The organism is Methyloversatilis sp., assembly GCF_965284615.1.
Lineage (GTDB): Bacteria > Pseudomonadota > Gammaproteobacteria > Burkholderiales > Rhodocyclaceae > Methyloversatilis.
The window spans coordinates 2,369,173-2,385,281 of record NZ_OZ260098.1 but is presented as its reverse complement, the minus strand read 5'-3'; the positions used below and the strand labels follow the sequence as shown (position 1 = coordinate 2,385,281).

The 16,109-nt window shown below is 66.8% G+C and carries 12 protein-coding genes and 1 pseudogene; 7 read left to right on the top strand and 6 right to left on the bottom strand.

What is annotated here, in order from left to right; genetic code table 11:
• The first annotated feature begins 75 nt into the window (after nucleotides 1-75).
• Together ACQ66H_RS11335 and ACQ66H_RS11330 are read left to right on the top strand one after the other, a co-directional pair.
• Nucleotides 76-303 (top strand): glycine zipper 2TM domain-containing protein, encoded by a 228-nt coding sequence (locus tag ACQ66H_RS11335; RefSeq protein WP_019918139.1) that lies wholly within the window; start codon nucleotides 76-78, stop codon nucleotides 301-303.
• 117 nt (nucleotides 304-420) lie between these two features.
• Entirely contained in the window at nucleotides 421-1,209 is a 789-nt protein-coding gene (locus ACQ66H_RS11330) for a TatD family hydrolase (protein WP_430434122.1), read from the top strand.
• On the opposite strand, the gene ACQ66H_RS11325 is transcribed toward ACQ66H_RS11330, so the two are convergent.
• Together ACQ66H_RS11325 and ACQ66H_RS11320 are read right to left on the bottom strand one after the other, a co-directional pair.
• Entirely contained in the window at nucleotides 1,197-3,401 is a 2,205-nt protein-coding gene (locus tag ACQ66H_RS11325) for a TonB-dependent receptor family protein (RefSeq protein WP_430434121.1), read from the bottom strand. The two genes, ACQ66H_RS11330 and ACQ66H_RS11325, sit on opposite strands and share 13 nt — an antisense overlap.
• A gap of 171 nt (nucleotides 3,402-3,572) precedes the next feature.
• A complete protein-coding gene (locus ACQ66H_RS11320) occupies nucleotides 3,573-4,016 on the bottom strand; it encodes a putative toxin-antitoxin system toxin component, PIN family (protein ID WP_430434120.1) in 444 nt (147 codons plus the stop codon).
• 92 nt (nucleotides 4,017-4,108) lie between these two features.
• On the opposite strand from ACQ66H_RS11320, the gene ACQ66H_RS11315 reads away from it, so the two are divergent.
• A complete protein-coding gene (locus tag ACQ66H_RS11315; protein ID WP_430434119.1) occupies nucleotides 4,109-4,588 on the top strand; it encodes a hypothetical protein in 480 nt (159 codons plus the stop codon).
• 241 nt (nucleotides 4,589-4,829) lie between these two features.
• On the opposite strand, the pseudogene ACQ66H_RS11310 reads toward ACQ66H_RS11315, so the two are convergent.
• The 3 genes and pseudogenes from ACQ66H_RS11310 to ACQ66H_RS11300 all read right to left on the bottom strand — a co-directional run bounded on the left by ACQ66H_RS11310 (nucleotide 4,830) and on the right by ACQ66H_RS11300 (nucleotide 10,593).
• A pseudogene (locus tag ACQ66H_RS11310) lies at nucleotides 4,830-7,990 on the bottom strand (efflux RND transporter permease subunit).
• Nucleotides 7,991-8,224: 234 nt separating this feature from the next.
• Entirely contained in the window at nucleotides 8,225-9,271 is a 1,047-nt protein-coding gene (locus ACQ66H_RS11305; protein WP_430434118.1) for a hypothetical protein, read from the bottom strand.
• Nucleotides 9,268-10,593 carry a TolC family protein gene (locus ACQ66H_RS11300; protein ID WP_430434117.1) on the bottom strand — a complete coding sequence of 442 codons (1,326 nt, stop codon included), beginning with the start codon at nucleotides 10,591-10,593 and terminating at the stop codon, nucleotides 9,268-9,270. The genes ACQ66H_RS11305 and ACQ66H_RS11300 overlap by 4 nt, the downstream gene beginning before the upstream one ends.
• Nucleotides 10,594-10,701: 108 nt before the next feature.
• Between ACQ66H_RS11300 and ACQ66H_RS11295 the strand changes: the two genes are divergently transcribed.
• Nucleotides 10,702-11,664, top strand: coding sequence for a quinoprotein relay system zinc metallohydrolase 2 (locus ACQ66H_RS11295; RefSeq protein WP_430434116.1), 963 nt, complete (start codon nucleotides 10,702-10,704; stop codon nucleotides 11,662-11,664).
• Between the two features lie 311 nt (nucleotides 11,665-11,975).
• Complete coding sequence (locus ACQ66H_RS11290) at nucleotides 11,976-12,800, top strand: quinoprotein dehydrogenase-associated SoxYZ-like carrier (RefSeq protein WP_430434115.1); 825 nt, start codon at nucleotides 11,976-11,978, stop codon at nucleotides 12,798-12,800.
• A 49-nt stretch (nucleotides 12,801-12,849) separates the two neighbouring features.
• On the opposite strand, the gene ACQ66H_RS11285 is transcribed toward ACQ66H_RS11290, so the two are convergent.
• Nucleotides 12,850-13,203, bottom strand: coding sequence for a hypothetical protein (locus ACQ66H_RS11285; RefSeq protein ID WP_304001191.1), 354 nt, complete (start codon nucleotides 13,201-13,203; stop codon nucleotides 12,850-12,852).
• 135 nt (nucleotides 13,204-13,338) lie between these two features.
• Between ACQ66H_RS11285 and ACQ66H_RS11280 the strand changes: the two genes are divergently transcribed.
• The gene (locus tag ACQ66H_RS11280; protein ID WP_430434114.1) at nucleotides 13,339-14,313 is read left to right on the top strand and encodes an MBL fold metallo-hydrolase; all 975 of its coding nucleotides are present in this window, start codon (nucleotides 13,339-13,341) and stop codon (nucleotides 14,311-14,313) included.
• Between the two features lie 98 nt (nucleotides 14,314-14,411).
• Nucleotides 14,412-16,100 (top strand): NAD(P)H-dependent oxidoreductase subunit E, encoded by a 1,689-nt coding sequence (locus ACQ66H_RS11275; protein ID WP_430434113.1) that lies wholly within the window; start codon nucleotides 14,412-14,414, stop codon nucleotides 16,098-16,100.
• Nucleotides 16,101-16,109 lie beyond the last annotated feature (9 nt).

Here is a 16,109-nt window from a genome sequence, read left to right as displayed (position 1 = left end):
GCTCCCTAGACTTCAGATCAAGCCGCGAGCGATCGACATCGCGTGCTGACCGATCAATGACTGCGGAGAAACGCGATGAAAACGCCGATCCATACCCTCAAGACCGTATCCATCGTGGCCGTGCTGGCTGCCCTGACGACTGGCTGTGCCGGTATGAGTCGCAGCGAAAGCAACGCGATGATAGGCGCCGCCGCTGGCGGCGTGGCCGGCTCGGTGCTGACCGGCGGTAGCACGGTCGGTACGGTAGGTGGTGCCATCGTCGGTGGCGCCATCGGTAACGAAATGGGCAAGAAAAAGCGCTGAGTGCGTCGATGACGGGACGCGGGGGCCGGTGGTGCAATCGTGCGCCACCGGCCCTTAGTCATTCTGTGCGGCCCCGAAGCGGCGCTATGCTGTGCGCTTCCGACCCCGGAAACGATCATGCTCGTCAACACCCACTGTCATCTCGATGCCTTCGAATTCGACGCCGACCGCGTCAACATGATCGCGCGCGCACGCAGTGCCGGCGTTGGTTGCATGGTGCTGCCAGCGGTCGATCGTGACAGTTTCGGGCGGGTGAGGGCGCTGTGCGACGGGCAGACGGACATGCGCTTCGCGCTGGGCATCCACCCGCTCTTCGTGCCGGCGGCGCAGCCCGACGACCTGGACCGGCTGGCGATGGAACTGGATGCACACGACGTCGTCGCGGTCGGCGAGATCGGCCTCGACTTCTTCGTCACCGACGTCGATCCCGAACTGCAGGAGTGGTACTTCGTTGCCCAGCTCAAGCTCGCGCGTGAGCGCGGCCTGCCAGTGCTGCTGCACGTGCGCCGCAGTCAGGACCGGATACTCAAGCACTTGCGTGCCGTATTCGGCCGCAACGGGCCAGGCGGCATCGCCCATGCCTTCAACGGCAGCCGCCAGCAGGCCGACGAATTCATCAAGCTCGGTTTCGCGCTCGGCTTCGGTGGTGCGGTCACTTGGCAGCGCGCACTGAACCTGCGTCGCCTCGTGACCGAACTGCCGCTTGAATCCGTCGTGCTCGAAACCGACGCACCGGATATCCCGCCGGAATTCGCCGCCGGTGAACGCAACGAGCCGGCCCATCTCCCGCGCATCGCGCAGGTGATTGCCGGCATCCGGGGTATGGCGACCGACGAACTGGTCGCCGCAACCGGGGCCAACGCGCTGCGCGTGCTGCCCCGGCTGGCGAGCGCTTACATCGAGTAGGACGCGGACAGGCCGATCAGCCAGGTGCGCTCGGCGGCGGGGGCGTAGTAGCGGCCGGTCAGCGCGTTACCGGCGTTGATATACACCGAACCGACGTAGTCCTTGTCGAACAGGTTGTCGATGCGGGCGAACTCGTTCAGTGTCCAGCCCTTCACTTTCTGAGTGAAGCCGGCGCGAATCGCCGCGACGCCGTAGCCCCCCACACGAACGTCGTTGGTGTCATCGCCGAACATGCGACCGCTTGCGCGATACTCCAGTGCGCTCTTGAAGCCCCACGGATCGTGCTTGTAGGTCACTTCGCCGTAGAAGGACTTGTTGGCGATGCCTGCGATGCGATTGCCGTCGCTCACGGTGACTGCCTGACCCGGCGCGCAGGGCGTGGCAAGGCAAGTGCGGAACGCGTCATCGAACTCGGCCTTGATGAAGGTGAGTGAGGCGTAGGCGCCAACGTCGCGCGTGAGGCGCGAATCAAGGGCGAATTCGATGCCCCGACGGGAGGTGTCTCCGGCGTTCTGATAGACCGCGCGCCCGTTTTCGTTGCTGCGGATGACGATTTCGTCGGACGAATCGATGTAGAAGGCCGCAGCGTCGAGGCGGGTGGAATCGTTCAGGAAGGTCTTCACGCCGACTTCATACTGGTTGCTGGTCAACGGCTTGAGATCGAAGTTCAGACCGCTGCCGCCATCCGGACGGTAGGCCAGCTCGATCAGTGTCGGTGCTTCGAAGCTGCGGCCGGCGTTGGCGTAAAGATTGGTGGTCTGGGTGACCTTCCAGACGGCGCCGACGGCCGATGTCCAGTCGCTGTAGGAAACCGAGCCGCTGTCATCCGGGTTTACGCCCCCGCCTGTCGAGCCCGAGCAGGGACCGTTGCAGACGAAGTGGTCGCGCGATTTGAAGTCGAGTTTGGTATAGCGCAGACCACCCGACAGCAGCACGGTGTCGGTCGCCGCCCATTCGCCCTGGAAGAAGGCGCCGGACTGTTCGGCAATGTTGTTTTCGTCACGCTTCAGATCGCCACGGAATCCGAACACGGTAGTCAGCGCCTGCGCGCCACTCTTGGTTTCACCGTTGCGATAGCCGCGACGGTGTTCGTCAGCGCGCTCGTACTCGGCGCCGAGACTGAAGGTGGCCTTTTCGTACTTGCGGGTCCAGCGCAGATTGGTGCCCCAGTAATCGCGATCGAACGCGGACACACCGCCCGACGCAGTCACGTTGTCCTGCGTACCCGCGTTCAGAGCGAGGTACTGCTCGTTGTTGCGGTTGCCGAGGTAGAACATCGCGCGCAGCGAATCGCGTTCGGTCAGCTGCGCCTCGAACACGGCACCACCCTGGGTGTTCTCCAGCGTGCGGCGGGTGCCATAGAAGGAGGCGGTTCCCGGATTGCCGGCCAGGTTGCGGTTGGACGTGCCCTGCTGGCGACGGTTGTCGTTGAGCTGGGCGAAGGTAAGGCCGAGCGGATCCTGCCCCTGCTGGTGCATATAGTTGCCCACCACTGTCAGCGTGGCGTTGTCACTTAGGCGCCATTTCGCCTTGAAATTCGCCTGGTCCTTGTCGGACTCGCTGTAGGCACGGTAGCCATCAGTGCGGAAATGAGACACGCTGCCGGTGTAATTGAAGTTGCCGACGGTGTCGCCGAACTTCAGGCCGGTGCGCGAGGTGCCATAGCTGCCGAATTGGTAGCTTGGCACGATCGTGAAGTTCTCCGGGCCATCTTCCGTGAACACCTGCACTACGCCACCCGAGTGGTTGCCGTACAGCGCGGAGAAGGGGCCGCGCAGCACTTCGATGCGGCTGGCCGAGGCGAGATCGAACAGGCCGGTGCCGCCCTGGCCATCCGGCGTGCTGGCCGGGATGCCGTCAGCGAACAGCTTGACGCCGCGCACACCGAAGGCGGAGCGCGCGCCGAAGCCGCGGATGGTGAGCGACTGTTCCTGCGTGTAGTTTTCCTTGCCGGCCGACGCGACACCCGGCACGCGGTTGATCACCTCGGACAGATTCACCGTCGCACGCTGCTCCTGGATGGTGGCTGCGTCGATCGAATCGATGGCCATTGGCAGGTCGAAGGAATTCTGCTCGACCCGGGTGCCGGTGATGACCACGGTCGGGGCGAGGATGGGCGGAGCGGCCAGCGCGGTCTGACCCATCAGCGCAAGGGCGAGGGCAATCGGGGTGTGGCGGAGCACGGTTGTCATTGGAGGTCTCTCTCTGGGTGTCTACGGCCGGGCGCAATTGCGCGGGCCTGCTGTCTCGGATGCGCGGCGCGTCTGTGCGCGCCTGATCGAACGGGCGCGAGTATAGGCAGCCGCTGCTTACAAAGCCTCACGAAAAACTTGAACCGGCTGGCCGGGCAGCCGAAGACCGGCTTACGGTTCCAGCAAGGCGGCGAGGGCGGGTGGTGCGACCACCTTCAGCGTGGGCGGGCATAGCCGGTGCCGGCCGAGGCGCAGCACGGCGCGGTCGCGCGACACCAGCAGGTCGGCTTTGCTGCGCACCGCGAGGTCGAAGAACTTCTGGTCCTCGCGATCGCGGCAGCGCGGCAGTGATGTATCGGGCTGGTCGGGCTGTGGATGCAGTTCTACCCGTGCGAGGTAGTCGGCGTACAGTCGGGCAGCGGCTTCATCGTCGAGACCGAACTTGTCGTAGCGCAGCACGGTACGCAATTCGCGCAGGCAGGCCTCGTCACATGACAGCCGCGCGCGACCGTCGGTCAGCGCCTGTGCCACGCAGTCCAGTTCGGCGTTGTGCCACAGCAGCAGGTCGAGTACCGCGTTGGTGTCGAGAACGATGTGCTTCACGATGTCCTTCATGATCGGCGCGCAGTGTAGGGCTTCGGCGTCGCCGCGGCGAACGTTTCCGCCCGGCGCGCGGTCTGTTGCGCATCGGCTGAAGGAGGTGCGTCATGGTTTCGCAGGAACTACTGGCCTTTCTGATCGACCTCGCAGCCAAGCTTTCCGGCTATCCGCCCATTCCGGTCAACGCGCTGCCGCCGGTGCAGGTGCTGTCGGAAGCCGAACTGGCGAAGGCAGTCTGTCCCGACGCCGCGGCGGGCTGCACCAATATCGCGGCCACCTTCGAGACCGAGCACTACGTCATCTACCTGCGCGATACGCTGGACCTCGAAAACGCCGCCGACAACTCCTTCCTGCTGCATGAATTGGTGCATGTGCTGCAGCACAAGGCCCGCGGCGACGCCATCTTCGCCGACTGCCCGACCACGCTGAAAACTGAAACCGAGGCCTACCAGGCGCAGAACGCCTACCTGAAGCGCGAGGGCCAGTTCCTGCGCTTCGGCGAGGCGCTCGGCTTCATGAGCTGCGCTGGCGAGCAGAACACCTTCTTCACGCGCGACATCATGATCGATCCGCTGATCGTGAAGTAGCGCGGGCGGGGTGTGCCGCAGGCCTCGATTCAGCGCCGCGAGCGTTCCTGCGCCGCAGTCGGGGTCAGAAGACCCCCCCACAGAGTCCCGGTCCGGCCTCGGGCCGCCGATCACGCGCCGCCCCCTGTGGGAGGGGTCTTCTGACCCCGACACGGCCGTGGCCATCCTCAGGCTTCGATGCTGGCCGCTGTCGGGGTCAGAGGATCCCCGGGCTCTGGCTCCGGCGGCCGGCAGACCGCTCTTACGACACCCCGGCGCCCCGGTCTTCTTCCTTCGCTTCGAAACGCCCGTAGTGCAGCAGCAGCGTCGGCAGCACCAGCAGGTTCAGGAGGGTCGAGGTGGCCAGACCGCCGACGATGATGGCGGCCATCGGGCCTTCGATCTCGCGGCCGGGCTCGCCCGAGCCGATCACCAGCGGCATCAAACCGAGGCCGGTCACCAGGGCCGTCATCAGGATGGATGGCAGACGCTCGGTTGCGCCGAGGATGGCGGTATCGACGTTCCAGCGGCGGCCCTCCTGCTCGACCAGATGCTGGTAGTGCGACGCCAGCATGATGGAGTTGCGCAGCGTGATGCCGAACAGCGTGACGAAGCCGACCACCGAGCCAAGAGACAGCCAGCCGCCGCCCGCCAGCGCGGCGAGGATGCCGCCGATCAGCGCGAACGGCAGGTTCACGAAGGTGATCATCAGGTTGCGCAGGCTGGTGAAGGCCAGCATCAGCAGCACAGCGATGGCGGCGGCGGCGAGCAGCGAGTGGGTGACCAGCTCGCGCCGTGCCTGGGCCTGCGCCTCAGCCGCACCGGTCACCTTGTAGTAGCTGCCCGGATTCAGCTTCACGTCCTCGCGCAGCGCCCGCTGCACGTCGTCGCTGAAGCGGCCCAGATCGTGCCCGGCGGCGAGGTTTGCGGTGATGGTCTGCACGCGCTTGCCACCGGAGTGCAGGATCTTGTAGCGGCCGTTCTCGACCGCGATGTCGGCCACGTCGCGCAGTTCGATCAGGCGTCCGTCGGGTGTGCGCAGCGGCAGACGGCCGACTTCGGTCGGTGAACGGCGATGGTCCGGGTCCAGCGTCACCACCAGCGGTGTCGCCAGCGTGCCGCGATAGACCTCGCTCACGCGGCGTCCGGCAAAGGCAGTCTGCGCCGCCGACAGCACATCCTCCGGCGACAGACGCCACACAGCGAGCTTGTCCAGCCGCGGTCGCACGACGATTTCCGGCGTGCCCGGCGGTGCCAGCACCTGCACGTCGGTCGCGCCTTTCACCCGTGCCAGCGCGCCAGCGACCGCGCTGGCATCGGCGTCGAGGCGGTCTAGGTTGGTGCCGAACACCTGCACCACCAGCGTCGCCGGGAAGCCGGATTCGGTTTCGCCGATGCGCTCGGTCAGGAAGGTGTTCACCGAAAAGGCGAGGCCGGGGAAGCCGACGGTGTTCTGCGCTTCCTCGTCCGAGCGGTCCTCATCCCCGTCATCGCCGGTGACGGTGCGCCGGATGTCGGCCAGGATGCGCTCCTGATCCTTCGCTGGCAGCGGACCGATCTCGATCTCGACTTCGCTGTAGTGCGGACCGAAGGGGTCGGCGCCGTTCTGCGCGCGGCCCACCCACTGCGCGACCGACTTCACGCCGTCGATCTCCAGAATCTTCTCGGTCACGCGCTGACCTACGCGCAATACCTCGCCCGGTGCAGTGCCCGGGATGGTCAACAGGTGCACGATGTAGTGACCTTCGCGCAGCGGCGGGATGAATTCGCCGCCGAACAGCGGCAGTACGCCGATGCCGCCGGCCAGCATGAACATGACGCCGGCGATCAGTCCGTGCGGCCGGCGCTCGATGGCGCGCAGCGTGCGCTCGTAGCGCGGGCGGAGCCAGCGGATCAGCGGCGGGTCGTCGTCCGGCAGTTCGCGCCGTCCGAGCATGAGCCAGCTCATCGCCGGCGTCACGGTCAGCGCCACCACCAGCGAGGCGAGGATGGCCAGGATGTAGGCGGTGCCGAGCGGCGCGAACAGCTTGCCGGCCACACCCGACAGCGTGAGCAGCGGCACGAATACGAGTGCCACGATGAAGGTGGCGTAGACCACCGAACTGCGCACCTCCATCGACGCGTCGAACACCACCTTCCAGGTCGGCACCGGCGAGCCCTTGTGCCGGTTCTCGCGCAGGCGGCGGTAAATGTTCTCGCAATCGATGATGGCGTCGTCTACCACTTCGCCGAGCGCGATCGCCAGCCCGCCGAGCACCATGATGTTCAGGCTGGCGCCGGTTTCCAGCATCACCAGCACGGCCGCCAGCAGCGACAGCGGAATCGCCACCGCCGAAATGAAGGCGGTGCGCAGGTTGTAGAGGAAGAGGAAGAGTACGACGATGACCAGCGAGGCGCCGATGATGACGTCGGCACGCACGTTGCCGAGCGCGGTCTGAATGAAGTTGGCCGGCCGGAACAGCGCCGGATGCAGTACCAGCTGTTCGCGTTCGAGCAGCGGCGCCAGGTCGGCCAGCGCCTTCTCGAGTTCGAGCGTCACGCCCAGCGTGTCTGCGCCGAGCTGGCCTTGCACCATCATGAACACGCCCGGCGTGCCATTGATCTGCGCCGCACTGATGGCCGGACCGGGTGCCTCGCGCACGCGGCCGATGTCGCCCAGTGCCAGCGCGCGACCGTCGGGCAGCGTCACGGTCAACTGCTCGAGGCTGCGTGCGGTCGAGGGGGTGGCGTCGATGGCGATCAGCAGGCGCTGATTGTCGTTCTCGACGAAGCCGGCACCGGCGACTGTCGCGGCGCTGCGCGCCGCCGTTTCGACGTCGGCCAGCGTGACGCCGAGCGCGCGCAGCCGGGCCGGGTCGAGCTGTATCTGCCATTGCCGCACGTCGCCGCCGAACACATTCACGTCGGCCACGCCCTGCACCGCCAGCAGGTGCGGGCGCACGACCGAATCGACCAGATAGCGCATGTCCATCAAGCTGCGCTTGTCCGAGGTGAGACCGACGCCGAGCAGCGTGACGCCGACGAAGTAAGCGGCGTGATGACCGGCGTGACGCCGGCCGGCAGCAGCGCACCCAGCGTGCCCAGTCGCTCGGCAACCAGCTGACGGTTGCGGAACAGGTCGGACTTCTCGTCGAAGATGACGGTCACCACCGACAGGCCGGGGATGGACTGCGAACGCAATTCCTTCAGTCCGCGCGTGCCGGACACCGCCGCCTCGATCGGCGTGGTGACGCGGGTTTCGACCAGATCGGCCGGCAGTCCGGGCGCTTCGGTCTGGATCACCACCTGCGCCGGTGCGAACTCCGGAAACACATCCAGCCGCGCGTCAACCATGCGGCTGACGGCGTAGATCGTCAGCACCAGCGCGAGTGCCAGCACGATGCCCGGCCGGCGGACCGAGAAGCGGACGATGGCTTCAATCATTGCGGGCACCTGCCGCCTGTGGCGCCAGCCAGCGTGTCAGCCGGACGATCTGCCGCAGGCATGTGATGCGCGGCCGCATCGCGGCGGGGGCGCCGCTCCCACGGGGTTCCGAGCGACGGACGGCGCGAGTCCTTGTGGGAGCGGCGCCTCGCCGCGATTCTGGTCGCGGCATCGCGAGAGGCGGGCGAACGGTGTGCGAGCGCGGGCGAAATCCGCGATCCCGCCGGCAGGCGATCAGTCATCGTTCTCGTCCGCCAGCGTGTGCTTCAGCTCTTCCGACAGCAGCAGCTGCGCGCCGCGGGTGACCACGCGGGCGTCGTCTTCCAGTGCCGGCGCGAGCCAGCCGTCCGGGCGCTGCGATTCGGCGGGCAGGGCCTGGCGGATGAATTCCTCCGGTTCGTCGTCGTCGCGCACATAGATCCACGGCAGACCGGCGTACCAGACCACGGCGCTGTTCGGCACCAGGTGCAGCACCGCGGTGCCGGTCACGCCGCGTGCGGCGAGGCGGGTGCCGGTGGGCAGCACGCGCTCGGTCTTGTACAGCCAGGTTTCGCCAGCTGCATGCGCCAGGCTGCGCGGTGCCAGACCGATGCGCCGCGCTTCGATCGATTCGTCGCCGTCGGGCAGGCGCAGCTGCATGGTCGGCGGCGCGTCGCCGGCGCCACGCAATGCGATCGCCACCAGCGAGGCGCGGCGGTCGGCCAGCTTGTCCAGTTCGGGCGGCGCTTCACCGGATGCGGTGCCGCCGAGCGAGCCCCAGCCCTGCACCAGACGCGCGTGCAGACCGTCGGCGCGGGCGCGCGCAGCGGCCAGTGCGCCACGATCCTGTTCGGCCTGGCTGCGTGCGGTCTGCAATGCGCGCTCCGACGCGTTGCGGTCGTCGCTGTACAGCGCCTGGATGCGGTCGCGTTCGGCTTCCGAGCGGGCCAGTTGCGAAGCGAGTCGGGCGATGTCGGCGCGAGCTTCCTGCAGTTGCGCGCGCAGCGCGAACAGCGGCTCGACGTCGAGCACGGCTGCCTGCGCCTCGCGCTCGGTGCCGGCGCGCACGGTCAGTGGCTGGCCGACCTCGATGCCGCTCGCCTTCTGCGCCGCGGCCGTCAGCTTGACGCTGCTCATGCCGCTCTCGTCGCGCTCGACCAGCGAAGGCACGGCGATGTCGTCGTCGGCCGGCGCTTCGTAGAGCTTCCATTCGTCGCGTGCGTAATAGATGAGCGCCCAGACCAGGGCAATGATGAGCAGACCCATCAGGAACATCGCGCGGTGCGGTGTCAGTGCTTTCATGGCTGTCCTTCCGTGGCGGCGCCGGCGGCAAGCGGGCGCTGCATGGCGTCTTCGAGCGCGAGGCGCGAAGCCAGTGTGCGGGCGCGCGCCTGCAGCAGCCGGATGTCGGCTTCGAGCAGGCGGGTGAGGGCGAGCACGCGGTCGAGCCGGTCGGCGTCGCCGCGGGTGAAGCGCTGTTCGGTGCGGGTGAGCTGCAGCCGCGCCTCGTCGTTTTCCGCTTCGGCGCCATCGGTATCGAGCGTGGCGGCCTTCACCCGGGCGCGCGCGAGATCGAGCGCGGCAAGCGCCTGCGATTGCAGCAGCAGGAAGTCCTGCGCCGCGATCTCGCGTCGCGCGACGGCTTCGGCGATCGGGCCGGCCTGGCGCTGCGCGGCGAACAGCGGCAGCGAAGCGCCGAGTTTCCAGACGGTCGCACCTTGGTCCCACAACAGACCGGGCTGCAACCGGATTTCCGGGTATTGCGCGCGCAGTTCCACCTGCAGGCCGGCTTCGGCAGCGGCGTGGCGGGCCAGCGCGCGGCGCAGATCGATGCGGTCCAGCGTTACCGCGCTGCGCAGCACGTCGTCGGCGGGCAACGGCGGCGGCTGTTCGAATTCGTCGAAATCGAGCGTCAGCGCGTCGATCGCCGACAGTGGCAAGGCGAGCGCCTGCGCCAGTTCGCCGCGGGCGCGGATCTGCCGCTGCTCGGTCAGCACGTAGCGCGACTCCGCCTGCGCGGCGGCGGTGCGCGTCGTCGTCAGATCGAGCGCGTCGGCGGCGCCGAGGTCGTAGCGCTTCTGCATTGCCGCCTGCGCGTCCAGCCAGCTCACGACCAGGCGGTCCAGCAGTTTCAGTTCTTCGCTGGCTGACCACAGTTCGAGCAGGGCGCGGCGTGCGTTACTGCGTATGGTCCATGCTGCGTCTGCTTCGTCGAGGAGTGCGCTGTCGGCCAGCAGGCGGGCGCGCTCGATGCGCGCTTCGCGCACTGACTGTCCGGTGATCGCGAGGTCCAGCGCCAGTCCGACACTCCAGGCCGACTGGCCGGGGTCGCGCTCGTTGGTACGTTCGATCTCGGGCGCCAGCGACATCCGCGGCTTCAGGCCGGCGGTCTGCAGCTCGGCGCGGGCGAGCTGGGCGCGGGCACGTGCTTGCGCGGTGGCCGGGTGACGGTCGAGGGCGGCCAGCACCAGTTGCTCGGGCGCCCACTTCGCCGGCGGCCATTGCGCGACATCCATATTGCGCTGCGCCAGGAAGTCGCGCGTCCGCGCATCGGTCAGCTGGCGTTGGCGGAAAGCCGATTGCGACGCTTCGGGCTGCAGCGGCGCCGGCTCCACGTGTTGCATGGCACAACCGGACAGGGCCAGAAGCGGCAGCAGCAGTGGAAGAAGTGAGGTGAGGCGCTGCATCCTGATTTGTTATTCTGGGCCGCGTATGGACGCCGAATGCTAACGATGCTGACAGTTGAGTGCAAATCCGCAAGCGCCGTTGCCGGGCGCCTGTGGCGGTCGATGGTGGGTGGGCTGATCGCGCTGACGGTGAGCGCTTCGATGGCGGCGGAGACGCTGCCGATGAAGGAGCTCGCGCCGGGCGTGTTCGTGTTTAATGGTGTCACCGCCGAGCAGGATGCTCACAACCGCGGTGCAATTTCGAACCTTGGTTTCGTCGTCGGCAGTCGCTGCGTCGCGGTGATCGACACTGGCGGGTCTCCGTCCGTGGGGGCCGCGCTGCGCGAGAGCGTGCGACAGAAGACCGCCTTGCCCGTCTGTTACGTGATCAACACGCATGTGCACCCGGATCACGTGCTGGGCAACCAGGCTTTCGTCGCCGACAAGCCCGAATTCGTCGGCCACGCCAAGCTGCCGGCGGCGCTGGCGGCGCGCGGCCGCAACTACATCGCCTCCGCCGAACGCCTGATGGGCGACGCCGGGCGCGGGCTGGAACTGGTCGCGCCGACACGTACCGTCAGCGGCGAAGACACGCTGGACCTCGGCGGACGCGTGCTGCGTCTGCGCGCCTGGCCGACCGCGCACACCGACAACGACCTCACCGTGCTCGACGAAACGAGCGGCACGCTGTTCGTGGGCGACCTGCTGTTCGTCGGTCACATGCCGGTGGTGGACGGCAAGCTGTTGGGCTGGATCAAGGTGAATGCGCAACTTGCCGCGCTCGACGTGAAGCGCGTCGTGTCCGGGCACGGTGACGCCGGACCGGCTTGGCGGGAGGCGTTTGCGAAACAGGGGAACTACCTGCAGGCCCTTGCCGATCAAACGAGGGCGGCCATCAAGGCCGGCCGCAAGCTGGCGCAGGCGGCGGACGAGGTGGCGCGCGACCAGGTTGGCAACTGGGAACTGGCCGACCTGTTCCACAAGCGCAACGTCACCGCGGCGTACGCCGAGCTGGAGTGGGAAGATTGAAACTGGTGGGGCGTGGTGCGCCTGTGGAAGGAAGGTGGCGAGGATGCGAAGGCCCTGTCGCGGCCAAGGCCGCTCCCACAGGAGACGCGCGGTCGCGGAGCGGGGCTTTTGTGGGAGGGGTCTTCTGACCCCGACAGCGGCTTGTGCCGAACTGTGCGACATGCGTCGGCACTGTCGCGGCCAAGGCCGCTCCCACAAAGAGACTTCGTCGGATGCAGGTGCGCGGCGGCTGGGCGACCTGGGTTACAGAACAATCGAGCGATCGGCGTCAGACTGATCGTCGCGGAGCAGTCCATCTGGAGGAGAAGAACATGAGTATTTCGCGCAGGCTGGCTTTTCTGCTGGCCGGTTTCATGTGGGTCGCCGGTGTCCAGGCGGCCGACGATGGGTCCGACACGGCGATCTGGGGCAAAGTGAAGACGCTGCTGGTCGGTGATCGCCCGGTGATCGACGACACGGCCGGCAACGTGATCGAACTGGAAGCGCCGGTGCGCGCGGAGGACGCTGCGGTGGTGCCGCTGGCGGTGCGCACGAAGCAGCAACCGGGCGGTGTGCACGTCAGCAAGGTGCACCTCGTGATCGACGAGAACCCGTCGCCTATCGGCGGCACCTTCACCTTCTCGCCCATTGCCGGGCGTGCCGACATCGAGACGCGGGTACGCATCGAGGCCTACAGCTGGGTACGCGCGCTGGCCGAAACCAGCGACGGCAAGGTCTATATGGCGCGCCGCTACGTGAAGGCCTCGGGCGGCTGTTCGGCGCCGGCCGGCAAGGATCAGGAAGAGGCGATGGCGCGCCTGGGCAAGATGAAGCTCAAGCTCGACGACGACGCCGTCGCCGGTCAGCCGAGCGCGGCACAGCTGATGATCAGCCATCCGAACAGTTCAGGTCTGGCGATGGACCAGCTGACGCGCCTCTACGTGCCGCCGCACTTCGTGCGTCGGGTCGAGGTGAGCTACGCCGGTGAGCCGGTGATGACCGCCGACGTCGATTTCTCGATCAGCGAGAACCCCAACTTCCGCTTCTGGTTCGTGCCCAAGGGCGAAGGAGAACTGAAGGCCGTCATCGTCGATTCGAAGGACCTGAAGTTCGAGAGCGCGGTGGCCATCCGGCCGGGCATGAAGGGTGGTAGCTGAGCGCCGCGGACAGGCGGTGTACGGCCGGCGACGCCGGCCGCAACGGGCATCACTTGATGAAGCAGCGCTTCTTTGACTCGGACACGATGCCCATGTATTTCTTGACCGCGTCCTTGGTCTGGTCGGTGCCGCGGAACATGCCGCCGCGCTCACCGCTCATGCCCGACGAGCGGCTGAAGCTCGACAGCTCGACGTATTCGTCGTAATTCAGCTTTTCGGCGATCTCGTCGATAAGGCACGAACACTTGTAGATGTACTCGTGGTTGTTGCCATAAGTCTGCAGGCATTCGAGCGCGAATTCGACGCGCGACGAAGTCGGGTAGTCGTTCGCTGCAGACGCCAGCCCCGGTGCGAGCAGGGCGGCGAGCGTGGCGACAGTGATCTGGAAACGATGGACGTTCAAACCGGTTCTCCTCAATTGTTATCGACGGACTTGTTATCTGCGAACCTCGGTGGCTCGGCCTCGTCGGGTGCAGAAAAGGCTAGCACAGCGCTGAAGACCACCGTCGGTATGCCCAAGTTTCGCGGGATTCTTTCCTTGTTGCGCGGCGCGGTCATCGCGATTTTCTGGTTCCTGCCCGCGGCGGCGCTGCAGGCGCAGACCTTGCCGGCGCTGACCGTGCGCACGCTGGCGGACGGCGTGCACGTGCTGCCGGCGCCGTCCTTCGAAGTGACGGCCGAAAACGGCGGTTTCGTCACCAATATTGGCGTGATCGAGGACGCGCGCGGCCTGGTGCTGATCGGAACCGGCACCAGCCACCGCTTCGCACAGCACCTGAAAACCTTCGTTGAATCGCGCTTCGGCAAGCCGGTGATCGCCGCGGTCAATCTGTACGGCGGCGGCGACCACGTGCTGGGCAACGGTTTTTTTGTGTCACGGGGTGTGCCGGTTGCGGCGCAGATTGAAACAGACCGCTTCATCCGGGCCAGTTGCCACACCTGTGTCGAGCGCCTGACCGCGGCACTGGGCGAAAATATGATGTCGAGTACCGAACCGACGCCGGCGACGGTGGTGTTCGCAGGCACGGGCCATCTGCCCGGCGTTTCGCGCAGGCTGAAGCTGCTTCATTTCGGCCACACCTTCCAGCCCGGTGCGACGGCGCTGCTCGATGAGGCGACAGGAACGCTTTTTGCCGGCGAGCTGGGCGCCGCCCGCTATCTGCCCGATCTGTACAACGCGCAGGAACGAGGCTGGCGCGATGCGCTGGTGCAGCTGGGCCGGATGGACGTGAAGCAGGTGGTGCCGGCGCACGGCGCGCCCGGCGGCCGCGAGGTGCTGGAGGCGCCGCGCCGCTACCTCGACACGCTGATCGCGCAGGTCGATGCGCTGTTCGAGCAGGGCGTGTCGCTGCTCGAATCGCTGGAGAAGGTCGAGGCCGCAGGCTTCAATGAGTGGTACGGATATTCGGTGTGGCACCGGCGGAACGTGCATTTCGCCTATCTGCACCGGGAGCAGGGCGAGTTCGGCGCACTGACGGACAAGGGCGCAGGACCGGAAGAAGGACAGCACTGAACAATGCGAGGGCGTCGGTACAGGCGCCCCGAAAACTACATCGCGGACAAAAGCGAAGAAGTCACGCACAACGAACTGACTGAAGAGGATCACCGTAAATGTCGGAACCGTTTTCCATCCCGCTGGAACAGATGCGCCGCATGGTCAAGCCGACGCCCAAGGGGCGCGCGCTTGACCAGCAGGCGGTGGACGAGGTCCGTGCGCTGCTCGGCAGGATGCCGCGCCGCCGCGACCTGCTGATCGAATGCCTGCACCTGCTGCAGGACAATATTGGCGCCGTCCACGCTCGTCATCTGGCTGCCCTGGCGGCGGAACTGAAGATGTCGCAGGCCGAGGTCTATGAGGTCGCGACCTTCTATCACCACTTCGACGTGGTCCGCGAAGGCGAAGCCGCACCGCCGGAACTGACGGTGCGCGTCTGCGAAACGCTGTCGTGCGCGATGGCCGGTGCCGACGAACTGCTGCACAAGCTGCCGGGCATCCTCGGCACCAAGGTGCGCGTCATTCCGGCGCCCTGTGTCGGTCGCTGCGAACAGGCGCCGGTGGTCGTTGTCGGCCAGAACGCGCTCGGTGGCGCCACCGAAGCGGCGGTCAAGGCGGCGGTGAAGGCGAAGGAAACGACCGCGCCGGCACCGAAGTACATCGGCTACAAGGCCTACCTGAAGGCCGGTGGCTACCAGCTGTTCCGCGACCTGGTCGAAGGTCGTCGCGATCCGGAAACCGTGATCACCGCGATGGAACATTCCGGCCTGCGCGGCCTCGGCGGCGCCGGCTTCCCCGCTGGCCGCAAGTGGCGCATCGTGCGCAACGAGCCGGCCCCGCGCCTGATGGCGGTGAACATCGACGAAGGCGAACCCGGTACCTTCAAGGACCGCTGGTATCTCGAACGCGACCCGCACCGCTTCCTCGAAGGCATGCTTATCGCCGCCTACTGCGTTGGCATCGGCGAGGTCTACATCTATCTGCGCGACGAATACGCCCACGTGCGCGAACTGCTGCAGAAGGAACTGAAGAAGCTGCTGGCGGACCCGCCCTGTGCGCTGCCGCCCATCCACCTGCGCCGCGGCGCGGGCGCCTACATCTGCGGCGAAGAGTCGGCGATGATCGAATCGATCGAAGGCAAGCGCGGCATGCCGCGTCTGCGTCCGCCTTACGTCGCCCAGGTCGGCCTCTTCAACTACCCGACGCTCGAACACAATATGGAAACCGTGTTCTGGGTGCGCGACATCGTCGAGAAGGGTCCGGAGTGGTTCTCCAGCCAGGGCCGCAACGGTCGCAAGGGCCTGCGCTCGTTCTCGGTGTCCGGCCGGGTGAAGAAGCCGGGCGTGCATCTGGCGCCGGCCGGTATCTCGGTCAAGGAGCTGATCGCCGAATACTGCGGCGGCATGCTCGACGGCCACGAGTTCTACGGTTACCTGCCGGGCGGCGCCTCGGGCGGCATCCTGCCGGCGTCGATGGGCGACATTCCGCTCGACTTCGACACGCTGCAGCCCCACGGCTGCTTCATCGGCTCGGCCGCGGTCATCATCCTGTCCGACAAGGACACGGCGACCGACGCCGCGCGCAGCATGATGCACTTCTTCGAGCACGAGTCCTGCGGCCAGTGCACGCCCTGCCGCGTCGGCACCTCGAAGATGAACACGCTGATCGACAAGCCGGTGTGGGACACCGCGCTGGTCGAGGAACTGTCGCAGACCATGGTCGATGCGTCGATCTGCGGTCTCGGGCAGGCAGCACCGAACCCGGTGCGCTGCGTGATCAAGTATTTCCCTGACGAAATCAAGTGAAGGGACGGC